Raw genomic sequence first — 25590 nt, 5'->3', positions numbered from 1 at the left:
CCCCCGCCGCCGCCGCCCCCGGCGGCCAGCGCAATACCGCCCGCGGCAGCCAGTCCGCCTAACACCCACGGCCAGATGGCGTTATCGTTGGACGAGCTGGTAACCGAGCCCGACAGCAGCGCGTCGGTTGACGGGATCTGTTGGTAACGCTCCACCGCCAGCGGCTCTTCAATCCACCACAGGGAGCCGTTTTCGTCCAGCACCAGCTCGTGGCTATTCACGAAGTAGTTTTTCAGGGTGATGGTCTGGCCGTCGGCCATTTTGACCAGCAGATCGTTCCCGTTGCGGGTATACCCGTAAATCTCGCCGCGTCCTGCCTGGATTTTGACCACGGAGGCATCGCCCAGGATGACCTGCGAGCCTTCGGTTACCGTTTCTTTGCGCGTCACACTGGAGATGACAGTAATTTTACTCATTCGTATTACTCCCAACAGAGTTAATTGAAGTGCTGTGTGATTTACGTCAATTGTTCTCAGCAGATAATGAGCACCCTTAAGGAAGCACTATGTGTGAATAATAGTGACCTGCTGTAATAATTTTTGGGCGACCGGTGCCTGCCTGCTTGCACAGACGTGGCAAAGATCCTGGGCTCAGGATGATTCAGTGAGTACGGTTATCGGGATTATTTGTAAGGGCGGTAATCCCTGTTATTAATATTGCTATCATTTCATTAGGGCCTGAAATTGATATAGCCAGAAAGCACTAAAAGCGCAAATGAAGTGTCAGTAAACTTTACATAAGCGTTTGACGGATATATTTAGCACCTTTAACGCGGCGAGCGTACTCAGGCGAAAAGGTTGTCAGGGCTTGTCCTGTGCGGGCTGGGTGCATACTGCAGTCGTTATTCAGGGCGGCGGGATATTGAGAATCATCACAGATCTTAGCGGTTATTCACGCTTTTTTTATTATTGGCATGAGTTTGGATTTCTCCCGAATTATCCCACGCTGATATTTATTGTTACAGAGGTTGTAATAACGAAGGACGCGATGAATAGTCGTGATTTAGATAAGCGGCATAATACGAAAGTATGATTTTTTCCTTTATCTATTTATTGTCAGGGAGGTTGTATCCAAATAAGAATAAGACAAAGGTATGAGTTTTCAATACGGCGGATAATAACAGCCCGGCAGTATAGCCTGGCTTTTACGGTTTCGCTTCGGGTGCGGTGAGAATAAATTTTCGCGAATAAAGTAAAACCGTCACGCGTTTACGGATTGATTTTCCCTGTTGCTAACCTGGAGTCACGATCATGCGTAAATTCGTTACCGCCCGCCTGGCAATCCCGCTGCTTCTGTGCTTTTTACAGGCCCCGTCTGCCCTGGCGATGGGCGATAATAATACCGATAAGACCACGCCGGACTGCCCGCGCGGCCAGGTGTATGACAGCGCGAGCAAGAAATGCGTGCCGGATAAGTCCGCGAACCTGAGCGACACCGACAAGACGCACTACGCGTACCACCTGGCGAAAAAAGGTGAGTACCAGGCGGCCCTGAATCTGCTGGATAGTCTGAAAAACAGCAATACCGCCGAGGCGTGGAACTATCGCGGCTATGCCACCCGCAAGCTGGGGCGCACGGACGAGGGCATTGGCTATTATCAGCGCGCGCTGGCGCTTAAGCCAGACTACGCCCAGGCCCGGGAATATCTCGGCGAAGCCTGGATGGTAAAAGGCCGTCCCGATCTGGCCGGGGAGCAGCTCAAGGCGATTGCGGGCATCTGCGGCCAGGGCTGTGAAGAGTACCAGGATTTGCAGGCGGCCATTAACGGCCACCCTGAATCCTGAACCTGTTCATAAGGAGCTAAAAATCGCCACCCGCGACGTTCACCAGCAGCTTGCTGCTCATCTGACCCGCCTCTGGCGCTATGGGCTGGTTCTGTCGCGCAATCGTGAGATGGCCGAGGAGCTGGTGCAGGCAACCTGCGTTCGCGCACTCGAAAAGAGTGCGCAGTACGCGCCAGGCACGCGCATCGACCGCTGGCTGTTTGCGATCCTGCATTCGATCTGGATCTCCGATCTGCGCGCACGGCGCGTGCGGATGGGGCAGGGTTTTGTCGACAGCGAGGATCTGCAGGCACCCGATACCGATGAGCAGGACGATAATCACCGGCGCTATCAGCAGATTATGCGTCGGGTGAACGCCCTGCCGGAGGCCCAGCGCAACACCCTCTTTCTGGTGTATGTCGAAGGTTTTACCTATCAGGAGGCGGCCGATACTCTGTCAGTGCCGATTGGCACGGTGATGAGTCGGCTGGCAAGTGCGCGGGCCACACTGGCAAAAACAGTGGATGCCCCGCCATCCACCAAGGAGAGACGGGGATGAACACACTCCGCTTTACCCCCCCTTATGACGATGAAGCCATCGTGGCCTGGCTGGACGGGCAAATGACGGAGGCTGACGCCCGGCAGTTTTCGCGCCTGCTGCGTAGCGAGGAGATCCTCGCCGGGCGTACCGCCGAACTGATGAAAAGCAATCAGGACTATCAACAAGCCTTTGCGCCGCTGCTGGACGAGGCGCCTGATGCGCGGATGCTCGCCCGGCTGGATGCCCATCTTGCCGGGGCGGTGGCAGTGCGGCCGGGGGTCAGCCGCCGGGCGCTGACTGCCGCCTCGGTGGCGTTTCTGCTGACCGGCGTTGGGATCGGGTATCTGGCACGCCCGGGAGTGGACGACGGTATAGAAGCGCTACACGAAGACGCCAGCATTCGTGACCTGGAGGCGCACTACATGTCGCTCTACAGCGGTGAAACGCTGCTCGACGTCGACAGCTCGCCGTCGGTGCTGCGCCGCGGTCTGGCCCGCCTCGCCGGGGACATGGGTTTGCAGCTGCAGGAAAGCCAGCTGGTGTTAGCGGGAAGTGAGCTGAAGATGGTGCGCATTCTGCGCTATGAACGTACCCCCATTGCCCAGATTGCGTGGAACCACGCCGACTACGGCCCGATGGCGCTGTGCGTGTCGGCGCACAAGCAGGGGGGTGGCAGAGCCATCAGCAGCGAGCAGCGCTACGGGATGAATATCGTCTGGTGGCACAGCCCGCAGTATCAGTACGCCCTGATTGCCCGCACTCCGGTCGCGCAGCTGCAGGCGACCGCCCGTCAACTGCAGGCCGCGCTGTCATAGTGCGACAGCCGTTTTGGCCTTAATGGCGATCGAAATGGCGATCCGATCGTCCACCACCAGCGCAAAGCGATCCATTTTGTAAGCCGCGCGCGAGATGGCGGTGGTGGCATGCAGGGCGATCGCCCCGGCCGACTGGCGATCGAGCGTGGCCTCAAGGATCACCGGGCGGGTGAGATCCCGGACCGCAAGGGTGCCAAAGGCGCGGTAACGATCCTCCCCGAGCTTCACCACCCGGGTGCTGGTAAAGGTGATATGCGGGTAGCGCTGCGCATCAAAAAACATCTCGCTTTTCAGCTGCCAGGTGAGCAGGTTGTTCGAGGCCTTGAGGGTGGCGACCGGGATTTGTACGTTGATACGATCGGCAAATTCATTGTCGGGATCGAGCGTCACCGCCCCCGTCACCCCGCTCAGATTCGCCCACGACAGAATGCCGCCAAACGCATGCCATGATAGTCGGATGGCCGTCTTATCCGTCTCGATAGTCCAGGTGGTCGGCGCGGCATGGACCAGGGGGCAGAACAGCGTCGCGACCAGCAGGACAAAAGGGCGCAGCATAGGGTGACTCTCCATTCCACAGGTAAAACGTTAACGTTCGAGGGTGCTGGTTTATTCGACGTTGGTTGCTGTGAAGTAAGCGTAGAAAAGTGGCAGGGAGTCGGCAAGAGAGTTGTTATTGCAGGGGTTGTGGTGAGTTCACAGTTTTGCTAAATCACCGGGCAGGCAGAAAGAGATTAAGGCCAGCGTCGTACGGCGCCGGCCTGCCGCAGAAACGCCGGTTACATATCGTCGCGGGTAAAGCCAACCACAATCTCCAGCGTATTGCGGATGATATCTGCCGCTGCGGGATCGGGGGTGACTTCCAGGGCGTGGATCAACTGCAGAATAATTTCTTTATTCGACACGTTATCGCCGCAGAGCAAAATACATCTGATGGCTGCGCCTAATACCGCCGCTTCATCAGATAAGGACGCACCAGCGGTGCGAAAGTGTTTTGCCAGAGCCTGGTCATGCAGTGCGTCAAATTTATAACTGTGCTGTGCAATGTCTTTGTTCATCTTATTCACCAGAATAAAAATTAATGTTTTTTGTCAGCGCGTTGTTGGCTATTTTTGGTCATGAGATGGTGCATATTATCAATGCTGTAGTTGCCCCTTATCTCTGCATGGTTACTGGCGTGTCCGGAAGTACGTTGTTCAATTTCGGCCACCGCCGCAGCAAGCGCCGTCTGTCTTTCAGGATCGCTTTCGCTTAGCGCCATGGCACGCAGCTTGCTGGCCAGCGCCTTGAAATTAATGGGCCCATTGTTTTTTAAAATTAACAATACGGCTTCGCCAATAAGATCATCTTTCAGTTTTTCAGGTTTCGTTCTGTGCATAACTGTTCTCATACTGCTGACGGGAGGCCGGGCTCACCGCAGCATGTTATCAGTAATATTTTTAAGCCAGCCGTCGGGTCCGAGCCGGCGCGTATCAATATACTGACTGATGTAAGCTATGGAAGTTCGGTTGTCGTTATCGTTCAAAAAACAAACCAATCAATTCATTGTAATGAGCAATCTCTTCCTCGTTTTCAGTCAGTTCCACCCGGTGCAGCAACTTCGTGCAAATGCTCAGTCGGCTCAGGCTCCGTCCTTCCTTCAGAATTTCACTCACAATCACGCCCAGCGTCTCCTGTTGCGTAGGCATGCTGGCTTTATTGAAGTAGGCCGAGATGGCCATGGCTGAACTCTGGTGCGAACCGTTATGTCGCATAGTGACTCCGGATGGGTAGGTTTAAATTATTGATAAAAAAATATACGAAAAGGTTAAAGTTGTACATGAATCTTGTACAGAATTATCCGAATGCGTAACAAAAAGGTGTTATCTGGTGAAGTAGTGCACAAATTTTGGGTCAGGAAAGGCGTTTCAGGCAGCAATGTGTACAGGTTTGTCGTGCAGGTAAGGGGCTGGGGACAAAAAACGCCAGAAGGCGCTGCGCTTATCAGGTCTACGGGGATGCGGCTTATGGGTTTGCCAGGCCGGGCAAGCGCAGCGCCCCCGGCATGCCCTTCTGCCAGGTCGCGCTGCGACGTTGCGGTGGGATTAAATCTCTTTAAACGCCAGCTCCAGCCGGGCCAGCAGGGGTTTGAACAGGTAGCTCAGGAAGGTGCGTTCCCCGGTTTTGATGGTTACGCTGGCGGGCATCCCGGCTTTGATCTTGTAATCCCCCAACAGATGCACCCCTTCGGCGGAGACCTGTACTTCGGCCAGGTAGTACGGTTGCTGGGTGACTTTATCGGTTAAGCGGTCTGCCGAGACCGTCAGCACCCGGGCGGGGACCGACGGGAGCAGGGCGTGGTTGAGGGCCGGGAACAGTACGTCGACCGTCAGCCCTGGGGCCAGCTTGTCGATGGCCTGTACCGGGATTTTGGCGTCGATTTGCAGCGGCTGGCCGGCGGCAACGATATCCATTAAATGCTCGCCCGGCTGAATGATCCCGCCCACGGTGCTGACTTTGACATCCAGCACGATCCCGTCGATAGGGGAGCGGATCACCGTGTTATCCAGCTCATGCCGGGTCGACATCAGCTCGTCCTCCAGCATCGCCACCTCTTTTTGCTTCAGGGTTAATTCCGACTCCACTTCGCGCAGGTACTGGTGCTGCACCTGATAGGCTTTGATCCGCAGTTCATTCTGCTGCGACTTGAGCCTGGCGATGTTGAGAATATCCTCGGAGACGGTGCTGGATATTTCAGCGGCCTCGCGCTCCAGCACCATTAGCTGGGCCTTGGGGTAGTAGTTTTTCTCGGTCAGCGCCCGGATCGCCCCCAGCTCTTTGTTAATCAGAGTGAACTGATGCTCGCGATAGCCTTTTATTTTATTCAGGTTCCCGGTCTGTTCGGTCAGGCCATCCAGCGACTCCTCGATCATCGAGATCTCATCCTGAATGTTTTTGCGACGCGTCTCGAACAGCCTGGTCTGCAGCTGCTGGCTCTCTGCCAGCCGCTTATTGCTGGCAAAATTTTTGCTCAGCGTGTCGCTAAAGGTGATGGCGTCCGCCCCGTTGCGCTCCGCCAGCAGGCGGTCTTCGCTGGTTTTGGCAGAGATAAACTGCGCGCTCAGGGCGCTGTAGCGCATGTCGAGCTGCAGGGTATCCAGACGCATCAGCACCTGGTTCTTTTTCACCACTTCGCCCTCTTTCATAAAGATATCGGTGACCCGGCCGCCGCTTAAGTGCTGGATGGTTTTACGGTTGCTCGACACGGTGACGGTGCCCTCGGCCACCACCCCGGCATCCAGCGGCGCTTTGCCTGCCCACAGTAAGAACCCGCCCACGGCGATCAGGATAACGATCGTGCCGCGAATCAGCGGCGGCCAGATATTGATATCCACGCCGTCACCGTCGGGCATCGCAGGGCTGTTGTTGTTCTTTTTCATCATAATGCCTCTCGTTGGGGTTCGTGGCTGACGGAAGGGGCGCTGTCGGCCACCGGTGCATCAGCAGCGGCGGCGGTCGGCACGGATTTGAGCATGTTGGCCTGGCGCAGGTTGGCAAACACCTGCTCGCGCGGGCCGAATGCCTGGACGGCGCCTTCGTTAATCAGCAGGACTTTGTTGACCACGCCCAGCAGGGTTGGGCGATGGGAAATCAACACCACGGTTTGCCCTTGTGTGCGCAGGGTGGTGATCGCTTTGATAAGGGCCATCTCGCCGATGTCGTCGAGGTTGGCATTCGGCTCATCGAGGACGATAAAGGCCGGATTGTTGTACACCGCCCGCGCCAGGCCGATGCGCTGGCGCTGGCCGCCGGAGAGCTGATAACCCCCCATCCCGAGCGGGGTGTCGTAGCCCTGCGGCAGGCGCAGGATCATCTCGTGAACCCCGGCCAGATGCGCGGCGGCCACGATCAGCTCGCTGTCGGCATGACCAAAGCGGGAGATGTTCTGGGCGATGCTACCGTCAAACAGCTCCACATCCTGCGGGAGATAGCCGATGGACGGGCCAAGCAGGACTTTATCCCACTGGCAAATGTCTGCTCCATCGATCCGCACCTTGCCGGATAACGGATGCCAGACGCCGACCAGCAGCTTCGCCAGCGAGCTTTTACCCGAGGCGGAAGGGCCGATGATCCCCAGCACTTCGCCCTGTTCGAGCTGGAAGGAGATATTGCGCAGCGTGGCGGCTTTCTGGCCCGGAGGGGCGGCGAAGATCCCTTCGACGCTGATGTTGCCTTTCGGCGTTGGCAGGGTCAGCACCTCTTTGGTGCCCGGATACTCCTGCAGCAGCCTGGTTAACTGGTGCCAGGCGCTGCGGAACTGGACGAACTGCTTCCAGCTGCTGATCACCTGTTCCACCGGGCTCAGCACCCGACCGAGGATAATCGAGGAGGCGATCATCAGCCCGGGGGTGATCTCCCCGGCTATGACCAGCAATGCCCCCGCACCCAGCGCCACGGACTGCAGCAGGACTCGCACAAAGCGGCTCAGGCTACTGAGGACCGAGGTTTTATCCGCAATCTGGGTTTGCAGCACCATCACTTTGCTGTGCTGCTCCAGCCAGTGCTGCTTCAGGGTGCCGAGCATCCCCATCGCTTCGATGGTGTCGGCATTCTGCAGCTGCTTATTCAGCCGGGTGGTGTTGTGTACGCTTAATTCATGTGCCTGCTGAATCGGCGATTTAGTGGCGAGTTCCGTTATCAGGGTCAGGAAAAACAGGACGAGAATCCCCCCGAGCGATAAATACCCCAGCAGAGGATGCACCAGGAAGGCAATCAGTAAATAGAAGGGCGTCCAGGGGATATCCAGCAGGGCAAATAAACTGTTGCCGGAAAGCACCTGCCGTATTTGCCCCAGCTCGTTCAGCGCCTGCGCCGGGTTATTATCCCCCGTCGCCGTTTTACGCTTAAAAGCGGCGCTGAAGACCAGCTGATTTAATTTCACATCCAGACGGTTGCCGAGCCGGGTCATCACGCTGGCGCGGGCAAACTCAATCATCCCGATGACTATGTATATCCCAACGATCAGTAACGTTAACATCAGCAGGGTAGTGGTGTTCTGGCTGGCCAGAACCCGGTCGTACACCTGCAGCATATAGATTGCCGGCGCCAGCATAAGTAGATTTATCACGCTGCTAAAAAACAGCAGCATAATAAAAGCAGGTCTGGTTCCCTTCAGGGCTTTTTTCAGTTCTGTCGACTTATACTGGCGCGGCATGGTGTGCTCCTTATAACATCAATAAAGTAGTGTTTTTATTCCCGACTCACCGTTAGCTCAGCAGATGGAAATCATTAATCGTCACGGAGTTGGCTGCTGTCCCCGTTAACGTAATGACGTCGCCGCCGCTGAGGGTAAGGGTGGTGGTGTTGTTATTGCCGGTAATCGAGACGCTGCTGGCGAACGTTGCCGCAGTAATGCCCCGGGTTTGCAGGTCGATAAAGTCCTGACCGCCCGTCGGGTTACTGTCGAAGTCGGTGATGGTGTCGCGCCCGAAACCGACCCCGAAGACAAAGTTGTCACTGCCGCTGCCGCCGGTGAGGATGTCGTTACCCGCGTCGCCGATCAGGATATCGTTCCCTGTGCCGCCGTTTAGAGTATCGACGCCCGCACCGCCCGCCAGGGTGTCATTCCCGGAGTCGCCCTGCAGGTTATCGGTGCCGATTCCGCCTTCCAGATAGTCGTTGCCGAGGCCACCGATCAGCTGGTCGTTACCGTCCATGCCGAACAGCTGATCATTACCGATGCCGCCGGTGATGATGTTGTTCAGGGCGTTACCGGTACCGATAAAGTTGCCCAGTCCGGTGTAGGTCAGGACTTCAACGTTGGCGGTCAGATCGTAACTGCTGAGACTGGTGCGGACGGTGTCATTCCCGCCGTTTGCGTTCTCCACCACGATATCGCCCGCGTTGTCGACGACATAGATATCGTCGCCAGCGCCGCCGAACATGGTGTCAGCCCCCGCGCCGCCATCGAGCGTGTCGTTTCCGGCTTCGCCGTACAGCAGGTCGTTGCCGTTGCCGCCATTCACGGTGTCGTTGCCGTCGTTGCCGTGCAGTTCATCGTTGCCGTCGCCGCCGTTCAGCGTGTCATTCCCTGTGCCGCCGAGCATGAAGTCATCGCCTCCCAGCCCGGTCAGGGTGTCGTTGCCCGCCCCGCCGTCCAGGTAATCGCTGCCGCCGGTGCCGATAATGGCGTTCCCGCCGTTGTTGCCGACAATCAGATCCCCGACCGTCTGTGTGGCGGCAGACGTCAGCACCACGGAGGGGTTGCCTTCATCGTCGGTGACGGTGACGACCACCCGCAGGGCACGGTCAACCACGCCCTGGGTTGGGGTGTAGGTCGCCGCAGTGGCGCCCGCAATGTTGACGAAGCCGAGCAGGGTGCTCATCTGCCACTGGAAGCGGAAGTTCCCCCCCGTCAGGCCATCGGCATCGGCAATGCCCGAGACCACAGCCGTCAGCGCCATGGTGCGGGTTGGCGTCTGGTCACTGATGGTCGGTGCGCCGGTAGTGGGTTGATCGCGTGGCCCGACCGGGCTGGTAAAGGCGGAGACCAGTGATTCAGCATCGCCCATGCGGTCGGTAAAGCTGGCGGTGACCCGCAGCTGAGAGCCTGCGAGGTTGTTCGGCACCCGGAACTCCACGCCGGTGGCCTGGTTGCGCCACTCGCCGCCGATTAGCGCCTGCCAGGTGTAGGTGATCGGCAGGTTATCCGCGAGGCCGTTGCCATCCGCCAGGTTGGAGGTGCTGACGCGCAGCAGATCCCCCGCCGACGGGGCTTTGTTGCTGATGTCGACGTTGCCGGTGGCTTTTTGCGCCGTCACCCACAGCTGCGATTTATCGCCAAACTCCAGTTTTTCGATATTCAGCAGGCGGTCGATACCGTCGTTGTCCGGCAGGGCGGCATCCGGGGTGGCGTGGTTGACCGTCAGGCTGCCGTCGGCATTACGGCTGAACAGATAGTTGCTGCTGATATCCCGGTACAGCGCAATATCGGTTTCACCTTTGTTACCGTCGCTGAGGATTTCGCGCACGATGTGCAGCTGGCCCGGGTTGATGGTGCCATTCAGCATCTCGAATTTGATGTCGTTCATGCTGTCGACGCTCTTAATCGCGGCCCCCTGTGCATCCCTGACTTCGATCCGCACGTTCAGCCAGGCATCGCCATCGATAATGTCATTGCCCGCCTTACCCATGATGCGGTCGCTGCCGCCGCCGCCGAGGATAATGTCGGCACCGTTGTCCGGGTTAAGCACGACGCCATCGACTGCGCCATTCATCAGGGTGCTGCCGACCACCTTATCCAGCCCGGCGATCCGCGCCACGCCTTCAAGGGTTAAGTTGTTGGACAGCGGCGTGCCCTGCACCGGGGCGGTACCGAGCGGCTGATCGGTGCCGGTGAGTACATCGTCAAATTTCCAGCCCGACAGACCTTCGACCAGGTCGAAGCGGTCGCGCAGGATAAACTCCTGCTGGTTGACGAAGATCGGAATGCCCAGGTCCGAGTTGGCGGCGGTGGTATCGCCTTTGTGGATCGCCCAGTCGAAACCGGCCATCCCGTTGTTACGCTGGATGCCCGCACCCTGGACCATGATGTCATCGCCCGCTTCGCCGTCGTAGTCGGTGTCGTTACCCTGACCGTTCAGGACGTCGTGGCCGATGATGGTACTGTTGAAGAACAGCTCGGAGTTTTCGCCGGTCAGGGAGTCAAAGCCGTCGCCGCCTTCCAGCCAGTCGTCGCCTTCGTTGCCCATCAGCGCGTCGGCACCGGAGCCACCGAGGATGAAGTCGTTATCCAGACCGCCAAACACTTCCTGGGCATCTTCGCCGACGACAATAAAGTCCTTGCCGCTGCCGCCGAAGCTCAGATCATTGCCGTTACCGGAGAAGATAACGTCGTTGCCGGCATCACCGTGCAGGAAGTCCGCCCCACCTACCGGCGTACCGGTGTCGGTGATGATGTCGTCCCCGTCGCCGCCGTGCACGGTATCGGCTTCGTCACCGCCGTCGAGACGATCGTTACCGCCGTCACCCCACAGGCTGTCGATACCTTTGCCGCCGATTAAGGTGTCGTTCCCCTGTGAGCCGCCCAGCACCACGTGGCCATCACCGGCGTATTTCAGATAGGCACCGTTTCCATCGGCTCCCGCCTCTTTGCGCACCACCAGCGGAGTAAGCAGATCCTTAAGTGGATTACCCCAGGTCGGATCGACCTCGGTCTGTACCCGGGTGTTCACTTCCAGCGTGTGGTCCGGGGTCATAAACAGTTTGGCGTGGACGTGAGAGGAGCCGACTTCGCCCAGGTCGCTGTTACGCATCACCAGGGCGGCAAACGAGTTGGCCTCCAGTTGGTTGAGCATGTTCAGCCCCTGAGTACGGCTCAGATAGTAGAAGCGGTCCCCGTCCTGCAGCATCTCCATCTGGGTTTCAAAGACGAAGTTAAAGGTCGAGCCGAGCATGCCGCCGAACTCGTTTTTGCGCTCCGCCAGCCCGCCAATCCAGAAATCGACCATGTTCAGGCCGGTCTCTTTGGTCGCCCATGCGCCGGTGCTGTTGAAGAAGTCAAACGCATCGGCGCGGGTCGCGTCGTTGGCCGGACCAAACAGCAGGAACTCCACCGCCGCACGTTTTCCGGCGACCGTAGTGGCATCGGTGATCAACTTATGCTGACCGTAGGCGGCCATAAAGTTGATGATCGAGGCGGTGTTTTTCAGGTAATAGGCAAAATCCGACCAGCTGGTATAGGGTTTGAGCTCGCTGTTGCCCGTGATTTCAAAGAACTGTGCGCGGGCTTCGTTGAGGGTTGGCATAAAGGTGTCGCGGCCGCGGGCGATGTTGAGGGCGCCCAGGTCCAGCGGCAGGCCGACCAGGTTGTTACGCAGCGCACCGGTAATGAACTCGTCAATTTCGTTGCCGATTTGACGGGTCATCCCGCGCACAATGGCGCCAATGGCCTGTTCATTGCTCATGTCCCCGTCGTTATCGAAGGCCAGCGGGTTGAGGAATGCCTGAATCAGACCCAGGTCATCACTCAGCATATCGCTGTCGGTACGGGCGACGGTTTCGGTCAGCATCGAGTGGCCGAAGCGGTACACCACGTGCGCGAACTCGGCGAAGATCGCCGGGTTGATGTCAGCGGTGGGCGAGAACACAAACGGATCCACTGCGGGCTGGACGGCACGGCCAAACTCTTCAAACACCAGGTGCTGGTATTCCATTTCGGTGGTAAAGCGACCGGCCTGGAACAGATATTCCCCATTCCACACCAGAGTGCTGGTGTCGGCGGGGATCTCGGTGATCTGGTGATTGGGCATCAGCCACTGGTTGATCACCGCGACATCGTTTGACGCCAGCAGGGTGGTTTTATACTGCTCTACCAGCCGGTTATGTTCGTCGTGGAATACCGAGTGTACGGCGGTCAGGCCGATGTTCTCGTTACCGCGACCATCGCCGGTGATGAAGTGCCGGTCGAGCAGTTCGTTATCGTAAGTGCCTGCTTCTGGTGCGCCACCAATCGCATCATTGACATCGGCCAGCAGGTTGCCGTTAGCATCAAATTTCGGCACCGCCGTGTGGGCGATATCATCGAGGAAGGCATGACCGGTGCGCATGGTGTTAGACGGTAGTACTCCGCCATCGGCGTCAACTAACGTGGGTACGAGTGTTGCCACACCATCGATCATTACCGTAGCGGCAGTTACAATCTGCACTTTGTGAGTGACGGGATTTAAGATCAGGTTGCCGTAGCGGTCCGTTGCCAGCAGCGGGACGTTGAAAATATCCGCGTCGGTCAGCTTGATGCCGAGAAACTCCAGGGCATGTGCTTTGACCTCGCCCCAGGTGGCGATCCCATGCGCGCCGTTCAGCAGATGGCCGGTTGGCTCGGGTTTGCCATCAATGATGGTGAATTCGCGCAGGAATATCTGATGCGATGGATGGGAGGTGTAGGTCTGGTTCTGATCGATCCACGGGGTGGTGGTGTTCACGGTGTTATGGGTGGCATCCACTTTGGCGCGGGTCAGGATCATAAAGTTCGTTGCCGACCCTTCCTTGTACAATGGATCGTCAGGCAGCAACGGGATAAAGACGATACCGTTGCCTTCTTTCGGGATCAGATCCAGACCGTGGTCAAAGAACTGACCGAAGAAGGTCATCCAGCCGTTAAAGGCCGGGGATAAGCCGACATCTGGCGACAGGTTGGGAATGTTCAGGCTACCGTTTACGTCGCCGCCCCCCCCTGGGGCGTCTTTGAGATCTTTCGCCGCTTCTACCGCAGCAGGGTTTTTCGTGCTCTGGTCAGAGATGATGTTACTGATCTGGCGCGGGTCGGAGTCCGTCACCATGCTGTTCGGACCGGAGGTAGTGAGATATTTAGCCAGTTCAGGGTCGTTGCGAATGGCCTCCAGATCCAGCGGAACCAGTCGTGGCATGGTCTGGTCGGCAGAGCCGTATTTTTCCTGACCGGGTAACAGGTTATTCCAGGTACCGTCCACGGTACGGATACCGTACGGGAGCAGCGGGTCACCCACCTCCTCACGAAGCTTGTCGCCATCGATCCCGCCATCGGCGGTGGTTGCCGACTCGGAGAGCTTGATCTGCTTCAGAATAAATTCGAGGTCGTGGAGTGTGACAGTAAAATCATATTGTTCGGCCATAAATAATTACCTTTGCTTGATTTGCTATCATCTTTCTTTTTGGTCGCCGAAAGGGCGTCAGAAAAGAATGCACCGGTTCATGCTGAGTGAAAGGTCTGTTTATGATTGCATTAATATGCTCCCTGTTAAGTCGTTAATGGCAATGCCCTTTTGCCCAATATAATTTGGGTTGCGGGAATGTGCGTTTGGGTAAGTTTATTTATCGCGTCAGTGGGCGAGATAAATAAAATCACAAAGCGACTCGGCTCTTTGAACGACAGGACGCCTTCAAAGCGGCAGGGTTGTTGATAATGACAATTGTTTAGCAATGCTTAATTTGTGTTTAGAATTGTTATCACATGTTACGGGTGGGCTATGGAGATAACTATGGAGGGTCTTTATCTTCCCACAATAATACTTTTTTATGAGCCAGAGATATATTCGAGGTTTAGCTTAAGGCGTGAGTGTGTATATTGATTTTCGTGCTAATTAAAAACCGTGACAGGTTAATGTAAAACAAGGCTTATGTTGAGGGGGCAATGCACAGGCCAGCAATGGCGGTGCCTGTGGCGCGATGAGGTTGTACGCGCAGGACGAAAAATAAACCGTTCTGACTGTCTTTTTTCTGTAACAAACCCGCTATGCTTAGTCGGATGTTCAATCCGCTAATAGGGCGATGAGAGGTTAGCGTGGTTGTTGTGTTTATTTTTTAAATTCTGTACGCATTAAAGTTAGTTGTACATTTATGGTGGGGGCAATCATGGCTTTCCCTTCTCAGAAAATTAAGGGTGATGCAATAGAGCGTATTTATATTTTCGTTATCACTAATGAGATGTTATCAATGTGTAGGGATATATGAAAAGATATTTGATCTGTTGGTGACGTTTAAAAAATAGGCTTTGTATTTTTTATATGTTATGGGGTTGGGTATAAATAAAAGTGTCGATGATTGATTCTAATCATACTGCTATTATAGCGTTCATGCGGCTATTCCTATAAATATCTGCCTGCTGTCATGCCTTCTAATGAACATTAGGGTATCGTCATTCTTCATCTCCAATGTATTGAATTTATTCATGATTATCCTCTCCCTATTCCGAATGTGAAGGAAACGTATTCAGTGCGGCATTTTTTTCAACTCATGATGATGAGCGGCGCGAAGGCGTTTTGATTGTCCACGAGAGGTATATCATCCCGCTTCAGGAAAACTACCAAAAATGGTAGGCATTTTAATTTTAGTTTCTTGTTTTTTTGGCCGTTAACTATTACAGGCGATCGACTTGAACACATTGCGCACCCGGAAAGTAAATCCTTTCAGTACATATTGTGTCTTGCGAATTAGCGTTTTCATAGGCAAAAATGAAAGACGACATCCGCAAAATACGATCTGCATCCTTCACTTTTATACCGGTTAGCTGGCCGGTATTTCCGGATACGTCGGCGTTGCCCACCTCTTTTCATACCGCGACGTACACTCACAATCTGGTATGAGTGGCAACCCATGCTGAAAGAGAACCGGTCACTATTTCATGCTAAAGAGAGAAAAAATGAATACCGCAGAAGATTTTAACCGCCTCTATGCCGACGTTTCACGCAACATTGACCAAACGCTGGCGGATATTGCCGGGCTTCACATTGAGAATGAAGACGGCAAACAGCACCTCAGGGCCATGACGGACAAGCTGCAAAGCTTGCAGGAGAGCTTCAATCAGAAATTATCCTACCTGGAAAAACATGCTGAATGGGACAAGTTCACTCTCGCTTTTTTTGGCGAAACCAATGCCGGTAAAAGTACAATTATTGAGTCCCTGCGTATCTTGTTTGATGAAGAGTCTCGCCGACACCTGCTGCAAAAAAATCAGAACGATCTGGATAAAGCTGAACAAGAACTCAGTGAAAGCTTAGAGCAGCTACGTAGCGATTTAGGGCGCATCTACTCTGATGTATCGGACAATATCACTGATATCAGTTTTTCTGCGACACGCCTGACACAAATCATCAGCAATGAAAGTGCTCTGCGCCTGAAAATCGAAAGTGATGAAAGTAATGCGCGGCAGCAACGTGAGCAAAGCGAAAGCCAGTCACGCTTGCAAATTCTGCAGATGCAAACCCGGACGAAAGCCCGTTTAACGCTGTTTATTACCGCCTTTATTGGTGTTGCTGCTGGTGCTGGCGCGGTGGCGCTTGTCACGATGCTGGCGAGGTAATGGAGATGAGTGACGCACTGTATCTTCAGGATAATATTTCTGAAAATCCTCCAGCTTCAAGGCAAGCCGGAAGGAAGCCGTTGGTTAATGTATCGGCACTGCTTGATAAAAACCTGCCACCTCTTATTCAAGCGGTGATTAAGACAGAGAAATTAAAAAACACGGCGAACCGGGTAGATGGGTTAATTATTGGAACCGGGGAGGCGGATTTTACTAAAGGAAACACCCGCTACAGCTTACACATTGACGATAAAACCTTTCAACTGGTCGACGTGCCGGGCATTGAGGGAAATGAGTCGCGCTATGTACACCAGGTGAGAGAGGCCATCGCCGAAGCGCATATGGTGGTGTACGTCAACGGGACCAACAAAAAGCCGGAAACAGCCACTGCTGAGAAGATAAAGTCTTATCTTGAATACGGCACGCAGGTTTACCCTTTAGTGAATGTGCGCGGTTTTGCCGATGCCTATGAGTTTGAAGAAGATCGAAGGGATCTGGTGCAGCAGGGTGCTGCAGGGGAAGCGTTAAAGCAAACCGTTGGCGTACTTGAGCCTGTGCTGGGGACAGATGTGCTGCTGCCAGGTAATTGCGTTCAGGGACTGTTGGCGTTTTCCGCGCTGGCCTATGACGACGCTACGCAAAGCACCACCATTCACCCTTCCCGAGATCGTAATCTTGGCGCACAGCAGAAAAGCTATTTCCGCCATTTCTCCACCCGCCAGGAAATGCTGGAGTTTAGCCAGATCAAAGCGGTTGCGCGTGTGATCAGAAGTAAGGTTGCCACCTTCAAAGAAGACATCGTCGAGAGCAATAAAGGTAAGGTACGTGAGTCGTTAGGCCAGTATTTATTGGTTCTGGAGGAACAGTTAGCCAGTCACCGGACGTTCCTGAAAAGGACCGAGCCGGAATTTGAAAAATGCCGTGTGGCGTTCAGGAATGCGATCGGTGCTTTCGAGCGTCAAATGCTGAACAACCGTCGTAACCGTTGGAATACCTTCTTCAATGAGCTGATAGATAAAAGCGACGATATTGTCGACGATGATTTTGGCGACAGCGATGCTATCGCCCGGCGTATTAATCAAGAGTTTAAATCCCGTCGCATTCGCGCTGAGCAACAGATGCAGAATGATACCGAGGAGAGCGTCAAGGCGCTGCAGGAACAGATGCTTCAGGCGGTGACCCGTCTTCTGGAAGATATTAAACACGTTGAGTTTCAACAACGTGTCAGTTTTGAACAGCGTAGCGGATTCGATTTTGATAGCGATATCGCGATGGGATACGACCTGGGGTTAGGTGATTTTGGTTCGATGGCCTTTAAAATCGGAAGCTACGCGTTGACCGGTGGCACAATCGGCAGTGCATTTCCCGTAATTGGCACGGTCATAGGTACAGTTGCTGGTGCGCTGGTCGGAGTTGTGATGACAGTTGTCGGATTATTTACCAGCAAATCCTCAAAAATTCGCAAAGCTCAGGGGAAAGTGCGCGACAGGCTTGAAACCGCCAGGGATAAGGCGCTGGATGGCATCAGCGAAGAAACCCATAAGCTGGTTGCAGCTATCGAAAAAGAGCTTCAGGGCAGTCTGCTGCAGAAGGTGAGTGACATGAATGCAGCGCTGCAGCGGCCGATCCCGATTTTCGAAGAGCAGATTAAGCGAATCACAAAACTAAAAAATCAACTGGAGAAGATGCCTTATGGAACAATTCAAACAGTTCAGCATTGAGAAGCAAGCCGCCGTTGCGTCGCTGCTCAAGCTGCGTGGCGTACTGGAAACACTCGGTGAGATGGAAATGGACGTCAGTGACGATCTGCAGAAAATCTCGTCAGCCATTGCTTCGGTAGAGTCCGACGTATTACGTATTGCGCTGTTGGGGGCATTTTCCGACGGTAAAACCAGCGTTATTGCTGCATGGCTCGGCAAGGTTATGGAAGATATGAACATTTCAATGGACGAGTCTTCCGACCGACTGAGTATTTACAAGCCGGAAGGGCTGCCAGGCCAGTGTGAGATCGTGGATACGCCGGGGCTGTTTGGCGACAAAGAGAGGGAAATTGATGGTAAGCAGGTGATGTATGAGGATCTTACCAAACGTTATATTTCCGAGGCGCACCTGATTTTTTACGTTGTAGACGCCACTAATCCGCTGAAGGAGAGCCACAGCAGCATTGCTAAATGGGTGCTGCGCGATCTGAACAAGCTCTCATCCACTATCTTCATTATCAATAAAATGGATGAGGTCATTGATTTGACTGACCAGGTCCTGTTTGACGAACAGGCAGCGATAAAAAAAGAGAACCTCAAAGGAAAACTACAGCGCGCCGCTAACCTGAATGCCGCTGAACTCGAACAGCTTAATATCGTCTGTATTGCCTCGAATCCAAACGGTCGCGGCCTGCCTTTCTGGTTTAATAAACCTGAACATTATGAGAGCCGCTCGCGCATTAACGATCTTAAAAATGCCGCAGGTGAAATATTGAAAACCAATATTCCTGAAGTGCTGCTGGCGAAAACCGGCATGGACGTGGTGACCGATATTGTCAGCCAGCGAGTGATGCAGGCCCGGCAGCAGCTTAACGAACTCAGCACCTTCGTTGAAAAAAATGACGAAGATACGTTACGTTTCAGAAGCGATATCAATCAGAGCCGGGCAGAGGTTAAGCGCCTGGCGGGCGAGTTGTATGAAGAACTCAGGCTGATGGAAAATAAGTTAATGAGTCAGTTACGCCCGCTCGAACTGGAAGATATCCGTCCCTTTATGGATGACGAACTGGGATATACGGAAGAGGGCGTGGGTTATAAGCTCCACCTGCGTATTAAAGTAGCTGTCGATCGCTTCTTTGATCAGTCCACCGCGGTGACGCAGCGATTGTCTGATGATATTACCCGCCAGTTGAATTCCAGTGAGAGCTTCCTAAGTAACCTCGGCGAAGGTGCGTTTAAATCCCTCGGCGGTGCTTTTAAGGGTATTTCTAAAATTAGCCCGGCGACAATCAAAACAACCATTTTTGCCGCGCGTGACACCATCGGCAAATTGACGGGATATGTGTATAAGTTCAAACCTTGGGAGGCGACCAAACTGGCGGGGAGTATTGCCAAATGGGCTGGCCCTGCAGGTGCTGCGTTCACTATAGGTTCCGATCTGTGGGACGCTTATAAAGCGCGTGAGCGCGAGAGGGAAATCGCCGAGGCGAAAGAATCGCTTGGTAACTTCATCAAAGATCCGTTCAAGGATATTTACGAGGTGCTGAGTTCAGATGAGAAGATGTTCGCTTTCTTTGCGCCGCAGATTCAGAACATGGAAAAGGTGATAGCTGATCTGACGGAGAAAAGCGATGCTATTCGGCAAAACCAACATAGACTTGGTTTACTTCAGGAGCAACTCACTCAGTTGAGTCTGGCTGCACAGGAATATCAGCCAGTTTGATGTGTGGGCCTTAATACCGTCACAGCGTGCTGTGGCGGTATTAAGCAAGCATAGGCGTTATTTACTCGTCGTCGCGTTCTTTCGCCGCCCGCTGGCGTTCATAATACTCGTCTTCAGCGGTGATGATTTCATCCATCAGCGAGTCCATATCCACATCATGAAGTTCTTCGACAAACAGCCCGGTCAGCGGGGTTTCTGGCGTTAACTTGCCGTCTTCATACAGCATCCAGATCTCTTTCGCGTAGCGCGTTTTCAGCAGCTGCGGGGCGAACTGACCGTAATAGGCGGTGATGTTATTCACATCGCGTTCAAACATGGATTCAGCATGGTTGTTGGCGGCGGCATCCACCGCCTGCGGCAGGTCGATAATCACCGGCCCCTGGGCATCCAGCAGCACGTTAAACTCGGACAGATCGCCATGCACGATACCGGCGCACAGCATGCGCACAATGTTGCGGATCATCGCATCGAAATCCGCAACCGCGTTCTCTTCGCTCAGGGTAACGTCGCTCAGACGAGGGGCGACCGCGCCTTCGGCATCGGTGACCAGCTCCATCAGCAGCACGCCGTCCAGACACATGTGAGGCTGAGGGACGCGCACGCCAGCATTCGCCAGGCGGAATAACGCATCGACCTCGGCCGTATGCCAGACCTCTTCCTGCTGTTTACGGCCGAACTTTGAGCCTTTTTGCATCGCGCGCGCATTACGCGTATTACGGACTTTACGTCCTTCCTGATACTGCACGGCCTGCTTGAAGCTGCGCTGTGACGCTTCCTTGTACACTTTGGCACACTGAATATTGTCACCGCACAGCACGGTGTATACGTCGGCTTCCTTGCCGCTTTTCAGGCGTTGAAGCACGGCGTCGATCAGGCCGTCATCGACCAGGGGTTGGAGTCTGTTTGGGATTTTCATGCGGCTTTTATAGCGCATTTTTGCCGCTTTTCGTACCAAAAACACAGGCAAATATCTTCTTCAGCGGGATTCCCCCCCCTCCTGACCCTCACAGCAGGCTTTGACCGCCTCATACAGTAGCCTGACGCCCGCGACGTCCAGCCTGGATTTGTACGCCACCCCCGCCCCGGAGACCGCCAGGCGGCAGATCACCTCGGCATCGTCACTCATCATGCCGCCGCTGACGTTCACGCCGTGCAGGCGAAGAGCATCTCCCTGCACTGGGAGTTTATGTTTACCCGCTCGATGTTTGGAACCCGGGATATGATCGCTCAGCATCAGCTTCTGAACCGCGTTGCCGCATTGATTGACGAGCAGGTGATTACCACCACGCTGGGTGAGCACTTCGGTGCGATCACGGCGGCGAATGTGCAGAAAGCCCATGCGCAGATTGAAACCGGGCGTGCGGTCGGGAAGGTCAGTTTTTTTGCCCGACCCTGCAGGCCTTTGTGAAGAGGAGAAAAGCGCAACCTGAGAAATTTTTGATGTGCATCACGGAAATTAATTTCTAAAACCTAAAATCTATTTCTCTTTATAACCGCTAATATCTTTTACGAGAGCGAATACTGCCTGCGGGGAGTATTAATAATGGTACTGTTAATGAGAAAAGACCTGACGAAGAATGACCTGAGGATCTACAAATTTTGCCAGGAGAACCCCTCCGAAGTCTATGAAATGAAAATTCATGAACTTGCCGATCGCGTTTATACCACTGCGCCATCGATTTCCAAACTGGTTAAAAAGTTGGGGTTTAACAATTTTCAGGAGTTCAAAGTTAACATTCGTGATGCCTTTACTATGTCGAGAAACTCTCAGCATCACAATATGTTTATTAATCAATATGCGCAGGAATTTCAGGACGCTTTAATAAAAATCCCTGAAATAAAGGTCAATGCCTTTTGTGATTTCCTCGCAGGTTGTCATTCAATCATTACCTGGGGGTATGGCACATCAAGCAGTGCTGCGGGTTACCTGAGTTACAACTTAATGGTGCTTGGGTTGGATGCGCATAGTGAATCGGACTACACCAACTGTAAAGTCAGAAGCCGATTTATGAGCGCCAATGATTGCCTGTTGCTTGTCTCCAACAGTGGGGAGTCAGAGATGCTGGATGAGATCATCAGTAACGCCAGAAAATACGGTGTAAAAGTGGCCGCCATTACCAGCAAGTTGAATTCAACGCTAGAGCGCCAGGCCGATATAGCCCTGGTGTATAAGAATGCCATTATCAAAGGGTCGGCTTTCGAGAATATTAGTTATCCAATACAAATTGCTGTCATTGATATCGTGCTTTTTCATCTGTCTAAAATGCGACGAATATCATTGAAGTTCAATTCAAAAGAGGAAGGATGATGAAAAAGGTTAAATTGGTCGTTATTGGTGCCGGTAGCAGTTACACCCCTGAATTAATCGAAGGGGTAATTAAAAATTACGAATACCTGCCGGTCTCTGATATTACGTTAGTGGACGTCGACATGGGCGCAGAGAAAATGGCGATCATTTTCAGCCTGACTCAGCGAATGTTAGCGAAGGCCAATTTACCCATTCAGGTTGTGCAAACCTTTGATCGCAAGCAGGCGTTGCAGGACGCTGATTTCGTCATCACCCAACTGCGAGTAGGTGGTATTGACGCGCGCATCGTTGACGAAATGTTGCCTAAATCCTATGGTTTTATCGGCCAGGAGACCAATGGTGCGGGCGGGATGTTTAAAGCGCTGCGCACAATCCCGGTGATTATCGACATTGCCAATGAAATGGCAGAAATCTGCCCTGATGCGTGGCTGATTAATTTCACTAACCCGGCCTCAATGGTCACCGAGGCGGTTTTAAAACACAGTAATAACCGTCGCGTGATTGGTCTGTGCAATGGTCCAATCAATATGCTCCATAAAGTCGCCAGCCTGCTTGACGTGGAGGTTGACGATCTCTTTATCGAGTTTAAAGGCTCTAACCACATGAACTTTATTACCAAAGTTCTGTGTGATGGGCGGGACCGGACGCGCGAGGTCATTGATATAATGAACGCCTCAGATGTTGACGAACTAGGTTTCAAAAACGTTAATAACGAACAGTTTAACAAAGAACTGCTGTGGGCAACCCATTGCATCCCTTCGTCGTATTTAAAATATTATATTAAGACGAATGAGCTGTTAGCTGAGCAAGACGCTGCCGAGCTGACTCGTGGTCAGATGGTTAAAAACATCGAAGCTGAGCTGTTTGAAAAATATCGCGATGAGTCTCTGCAGGAGAAACCCAAAGAGCTGGAAGCCAGAGGCGGTTCCCTTTACTCCACAGCAGCGTTAAATGTCATTCGCGCTATTTATCTTGATGATAAAAGTATTCAGACCGTTAACGTAATGAATAACGGAGCGATCACCAATTTACCTAATGATGTCGTCGTTGAAGTCAACTGCGTGATGACCAGCGCCGGGCCGATCCCGCTGTGTACAGGGGATATACCTTCGCCAGCAAAAGGGATTGTCGCGATGATGAAAGATTATGAAACGCAGGTAGTGACTGCGGCAGCTACCGGGGATTATCAGAAGCTCATTGCGGCCTTTGTATTTAACCCACTGTGCCCAAGTGATAATAACGGCATTAAATTGGTTAAAGAGATGTTGGTCGCCAATAAAGCTTATTTACCCCTGTTCGCCTCGTCCATTGAAGCAATAGATTAACCGGGATAATCATCATGAAAACCGTGATCTTCAAAGATAATAACGCGCTGGCGCAACAAATTGTTGCCGAGCTTTCCATCCTGAAACCCGGCGCTCGGGTGTTGATTCCATCAGGTAGCACCCCGCGTTGGGTTTATGAAGCCCTGGCAAAGACCAACATTGCAGAAAATCTCACCTTTTTTGCCCTGGATGAATGGTTGAAGGTGCCCGTCGAGATGGACGGGAGCTGCCTCAGTATGATCAATGAGGACTTCATTAATAAATGCCAGCATCCTGTGAAACTGGTCCATTTTGATCCGTTTTACACCCGAGAACAGAATGTTGCAGTCTATGAGGCTGCTCTTGATGGCGCTGAATTTGACTATGTCATCCTCGGGGTGGGGATGAACGGACATATTGGTCTTAACGAGCCCGGCGTTGAATTGAATGCTGACTATCTGGTCACGAAACTTGACGATATTACCATTGACGTCGCCAGCAGAAAATATTTTTCAGGTGCCGTTACCCTCGAGGAAGGGATGACCGTGGGCCTGAATAAAATTATCAAAGCAGAAAAGGTGATAGTCATCATTAATAATGAAGACAAAAAACCTATTTATCAGGAAATCGTTAAGGGCGATGCGCAGAATTCGCGCGTTCCGGCGGTGTATATTAAGCAGTTCCCGAAAGTTAATTACTATATCACAGAAAATATAGAAGGATAACTGTCGATGAATCTTACCTCTTTCCTTGAGAAACGGATGCTGCCGTTGGCAGAAAAGATATCAAACAATATCTATTTGTCGGCCCTTAAAAATGCATTTATTTCATTAATTCCGTTTTTGATTGTGGGTTCATTTTTTCTGCTGCTGATCAACTTCCCTATCAGTGGCTATAACGAATTTATGGCTTCATTATTGGGTAAAGGGACGTTAGATAAATTAAATTATGGTATCGATGCCAGCTATGGGTTGATGACCCTGTTGGTGATCGTTAACTTTTCCAGAGAGCTGGTAGAGAAGTTAAAACTCAGCCAAAGTACCGCCATCCTGCCGCTCGCTATCTTTTTCTTAATGGCGCCGGGTAAGATAACCAGCGCGACGGGAGAGGTGATTGGGGGGGCATATGCGCTTAACGATTTTAGCGCTCAGTCGATGTTCCTGGGGATTATCATCACTCTGGTAACGTTGAAAATGGTACAGTACCTGGAGAACAATACCTTCACTATCAAGATGCCCGATAGCGTCCCGCCAGAAATTGCTAAATCCTTTAAGTCGTTAGTGCCGATTCTCTTTGTGATGCTGTTCTGGATAGTGATAAAGACGCTGTTTGAAGCGACTTCGTACGTGACGGCGGGTAACTTTATTAGCGTGATGCTTCAGGAGCCATTGCTCCACTTGGGCAATTCGATTTTCTCACAGCTCATTGCTGAGACGCTTATTGGTCTGTTCTGGTTTTTTGGTATTCATGGCGACTCGATTGTTTCCTCGGTAATGGGGCCAATCTGGCAGACACTGAGCGCACAAAACCTTGCGGCCACGCAGTCGAGCCTCGCTGCCACCAACATTATTACGCAGCAGTTCAGGGACGTGTATCTTATTGCAGGCGGTACGGGCTTTACCGGTGCGTTGCTGATCAGTATATTTTTAGTGGCTAAAAGCACGCGACTGAAGCAGCTTTCACGTCTCGCCGCCCCGGCGGCCATCTTTAATATTAATGAGCCGATTATATTTGGATTGCCCATCGTGCTGAACCCACTGATGCTAATTCCCTTTATCCTCACGCCGATTGTATTGTGTACCTTCACCTATATTGTAATCTATCTGGGCTGGGTTCCTCCAACATCGGGTATTGCTATTCCATGGACAACGCCGATATTTATTTCCGGATTTCTGACGACCGGGATTTCTGGTGCAATATTACAGGGTGTTAACCTGATTATCGCCACGGTAATTTATATGCCTTTCGTTAAAGTTCTGGATAAACAGTATCTTCATGAAGAAAATATCCAGTTGCAGGAGAAAGACGCTTTTCACCCACAAACTCAAACCATAAGCGAGTAATCGAATGCCATTGAATGGCGTTAATACCAGGGGTGTTAACGCCATTCAGAAACCCAGCAGATGTCACCAAACTTTTCGACTAATAGGATCTGTTTTTTGATATCAAAATCTCTTTGGTAAATCAGAACGGTTAAATTATCCAAGGTTAACTTCCTTTCTCTTTCTGAAAGCAAATCGAATACCAAGCGAGAGTTAATTTCCTTGAGTATTTCACTGTGTAAGGTTTTATTAAAATACCGTGTAAATACATTGCTCCCATTCTTTAATAAAATTATAGAGTTATCGGCACAATAATTAATGATGCTTTTGAGGTTGCTTTATATTATGAAAAATAGCAAAAATATAACTGAAGCACACCAGAAAGATGCTGCGGAGGACGCCTGCTGCATCAATTTGAACCAGTGACGCGGCCATAAATGACGCTGATAGGAGTCACTGGCACTTTTGAAGGACTTTTGGAGAAGGCTCGAATAGATGTTTGCTTTGAGCGTGCCGTCCGAAAGTTCATTCTGACCTAAATATTCCGCCATCATGATGCCCCTGGCCTGGAGCACAGGCC

The 25590-nt window shown here is 52.7% G+C and carries 19 protein-coding genes and 2 pseudogenes; 11 read left to right on the top strand and 10 right to left on the bottom strand.

Annotated features, from left to right (window positions below; genetic code table 11):
• On the bottom strand, window positions 1–416 hold a 416-nt coding region (locus tag ACRDD5_RS05340; RefSeq protein WP_438676131.1), incomplete at its 3' end, for a BapA/Bap/LapF family prefix-like domain-containing protein.
• An 834-nt stretch (window positions 417–1250) separates the two neighbouring features.
• Between ACRDD5_RS05340 and ACRDD5_RS05335 the strand changes: the two genes are divergently transcribed.
• From ACRDD5_RS05335 to ACRDD5_RS05325, 3 genes are read left to right on the top strand one after another with little or no spacing between them, the layout of a single operon-like run.
• A complete protein-coding gene (locus tag ACRDD5_RS05335; protein WP_438676130.1) occupies window positions 1251–1784 on the top strand; it encodes a tetratricopeptide repeat protein in 534 nt (177 codons plus the stop codon).
• A complete protein-coding gene (locus ACRDD5_RS05330; protein WP_438676132.1) occupies window positions 1774–2322 on the top strand; it encodes a sigma-70 family RNA polymerase sigma factor in 549 nt (182 codons plus the stop codon). The genes ACRDD5_RS05335 and ACRDD5_RS05330 overlap by 11 nt, the downstream gene beginning before the upstream one ends.
• Complete coding sequence (locus ACRDD5_RS05325) at window positions 2319–3119, top strand: anti-sigma factor family protein (RefSeq protein ID WP_438676129.1); 801 nt, start codon at window positions 2319–2321, stop codon at window positions 3117–3119. Before ACRDD5_RS05330 ends, ACRDD5_RS05325 begins: the two co-directional genes overlap by 4 nt.
• Here the strand turns inward: ACRDD5_RS05325 and ACRDD5_RS05320 are convergent.
• The 7 genes from ACRDD5_RS05320 to ACRDD5_RS05290 form a co-directional block, all read right to left on the bottom strand.
• A complete protein-coding gene (locus tag ACRDD5_RS05320) occupies window positions 3114–3674 on the bottom strand; it encodes a YceI family protein (protein WP_438676128.1) in 561 nt (186 codons plus the stop codon). The genes ACRDD5_RS05325 and ACRDD5_RS05320 overlap by 6 nt on opposite strands.
• A 221-nt stretch (window positions 3675–3895) precedes the next feature.
• Window positions 3896–4174 (bottom strand): biofilm development regulator YmgB/AriR family protein, encoded by a 279-nt coding sequence (locus tag ACRDD5_RS05315; RefSeq protein ID WP_271282000.1) that lies wholly within the window; start codon window positions 4172–4174, stop codon window positions 3896–3898.
• A gap of 20 nt (window positions 4175–4194) precedes the next feature.
• A complete protein-coding gene (locus tag ACRDD5_RS05310; protein WP_271282001.1) occupies window positions 4195–4494 on the bottom strand; it encodes a hypothetical protein in 300 nt (99 codons plus the stop codon).
• A gap of 136 nt (window positions 4495–4630) precedes the next feature.
• Complete coding sequence (gene ycgZ, locus ACRDD5_RS05305) at window positions 4631–4870, bottom strand: regulatory protein YcgZ (protein ID WP_271282002.1); 240 nt, start codon at window positions 4868–4870, stop codon at window positions 4631–4633.
• 330 nt (window positions 4871–5200) lie between these two features.
• A complete protein-coding gene (locus ACRDD5_RS05300) occupies window positions 5201–6538 on the bottom strand; it encodes an HlyD family type I secretion periplasmic adaptor subunit (protein WP_438676127.1) in 1338 nt (445 codons plus the stop codon).
• Window positions 6535–8310 (bottom strand): type I secretion system permease/ATPase, encoded by a 1776-nt coding sequence (locus ACRDD5_RS05295; protein WP_438676126.1) that lies wholly within the window; start codon window positions 8308–8310, stop codon window positions 6535–6537. The genes ACRDD5_RS05300 and ACRDD5_RS05295 overlap by 4 nt, the downstream gene beginning before the upstream one ends.
• Window positions 8311–8362: 52 nt before the next feature.
• Entirely contained in the window at window positions 8363–13747 is a 5385-nt protein-coding gene (locus ACRDD5_RS05290; protein ID WP_438676125.1) for a peroxidase family protein, read from the bottom strand.
• A 1526-nt stretch (window positions 13748–15273) separates the two neighbouring features.
• Here ACRDD5_RS05290 and ACRDD5_RS05285 point away from each other — a divergent pair.
• The 3 genes from ACRDD5_RS05285 to ACRDD5_RS05275 are packed head-to-tail and all read left to right on the top strand — an operon-like array spanning window position 15274 to window position 19356.
• Window positions 15274–15933: a dynamin-like protein LeoC gene (locus ACRDD5_RS05285; protein WP_438676124.1), complete on the top strand. Its 660-nt coding sequence runs from the start codon at window positions 15274–15276 to the stop codon at window positions 15931–15933.
• Between the two features lie 5 nt (window positions 15934–15938).
• Entirely contained in the window at window positions 15939–17654 is a 1716-nt protein-coding gene (locus ACRDD5_RS05280) for a DUF1269 domain-containing protein (protein WP_438676123.1), read from the top strand.
• On the top strand, window positions 17626–19356 hold the full coding sequence (locus ACRDD5_RS05275) for a LeoA/HP0731 family dynamin-like GTPase (protein ID WP_438676122.1): 1731 nt from the start codon (window positions 17626–17628) through the stop codon (window positions 19354–19356). The genes ACRDD5_RS05280 and ACRDD5_RS05275 overlap by 29 nt, the downstream gene beginning before the upstream one ends.
• A gap of 61 nt (window positions 19357–19417) precedes the next feature.
• Here ACRDD5_RS05275 and ACRDD5_RS05270 read toward each other — a convergent pair whose 3' ends face one another.
• Both ACRDD5_RS05270 and ACRDD5_RS05265 read right to left on the bottom strand, forming a co-directional pair.
• Entirely contained in the window at window positions 19418–20272 is an 855-nt protein-coding gene (locus ACRDD5_RS05270; protein ID WP_271282011.1) for a PA4780 family RIO1-like protein kinase, read from the bottom strand.
• Between the two features lie 60 nt (window positions 20273–20332).
• A pseudogene (locus ACRDD5_RS05265) lies at window positions 20333–20497 on the bottom strand (LysR family transcriptional regulator); the annotation flags it as partial.
• Window positions 20498–20503: 6 nt separating this feature from the next.
• Here ACRDD5_RS05265 and ACRDD5_RS05260 point away from each other — a divergent pair.
• The 5 genes and pseudogenes from ACRDD5_RS05260 to ACRDD5_RS05240 form a co-directional block, all read left to right on the top strand.
• Window positions 20504–20764: pseudogene (locus ACRDD5_RS05260) on the top strand (zinc-binding dehydrogenase); the annotation flags it as partial.
• A 135-nt stretch (window positions 20765–20899) separates the two neighbouring features.
• Window positions 20900–21664: a MurR/RpiR family transcriptional regulator gene (locus tag ACRDD5_RS05255; RefSeq protein WP_438676121.1), complete on the top strand. Its 765-nt coding sequence runs from the start codon at window positions 20900–20902 to the stop codon at window positions 21662–21664.
• The gene (locus ACRDD5_RS05250) at window positions 21664–22989 is read left to right on the top strand and encodes a 6-phospho-beta-glucosidase (RefSeq protein WP_438676120.1); all 1326 of its coding nucleotides are present in this window, start codon (window positions 21664–21666) and stop codon (window positions 22987–22989) included. Before ACRDD5_RS05255 ends, ACRDD5_RS05250 begins: the two co-directional genes overlap by 1 nt.
• Before the next feature lie 14 nt (window positions 22990–23003).
• Window positions 23004–23693 (top strand): 6-phosphogluconolactonase, encoded by a 690-nt coding sequence (locus ACRDD5_RS05245; RefSeq protein ID WP_438676119.1) that lies wholly within the window; start codon window positions 23004–23006, stop codon window positions 23691–23693.
• A gap of 6 nt (window positions 23694–23699) precedes the next feature.
• Window positions 23700–25031, top strand: coding sequence for a PTS sugar transporter subunit IIC (locus tag ACRDD5_RS05240; RefSeq protein WP_438676118.1), 1332 nt, complete (start codon window positions 23700–23702; stop codon window positions 25029–25031).
• Window positions 25032–25590 lie beyond the last annotated feature (559 nt).

It is taken from the genome of Silvania sp. (assembly GCF_051656365.1).
Taxonomy (GTDB): domain Bacteria; phylum Pseudomonadota; class Gammaproteobacteria; order Enterobacterales; family Enterobacteriaceae; genus Enterobacter; species Enterobacter hatchlandensis.
Note: the sequence above shows the minus strand (reverse complement) of the source record. Positions and strands in the feature narration are given on the sequence as shown.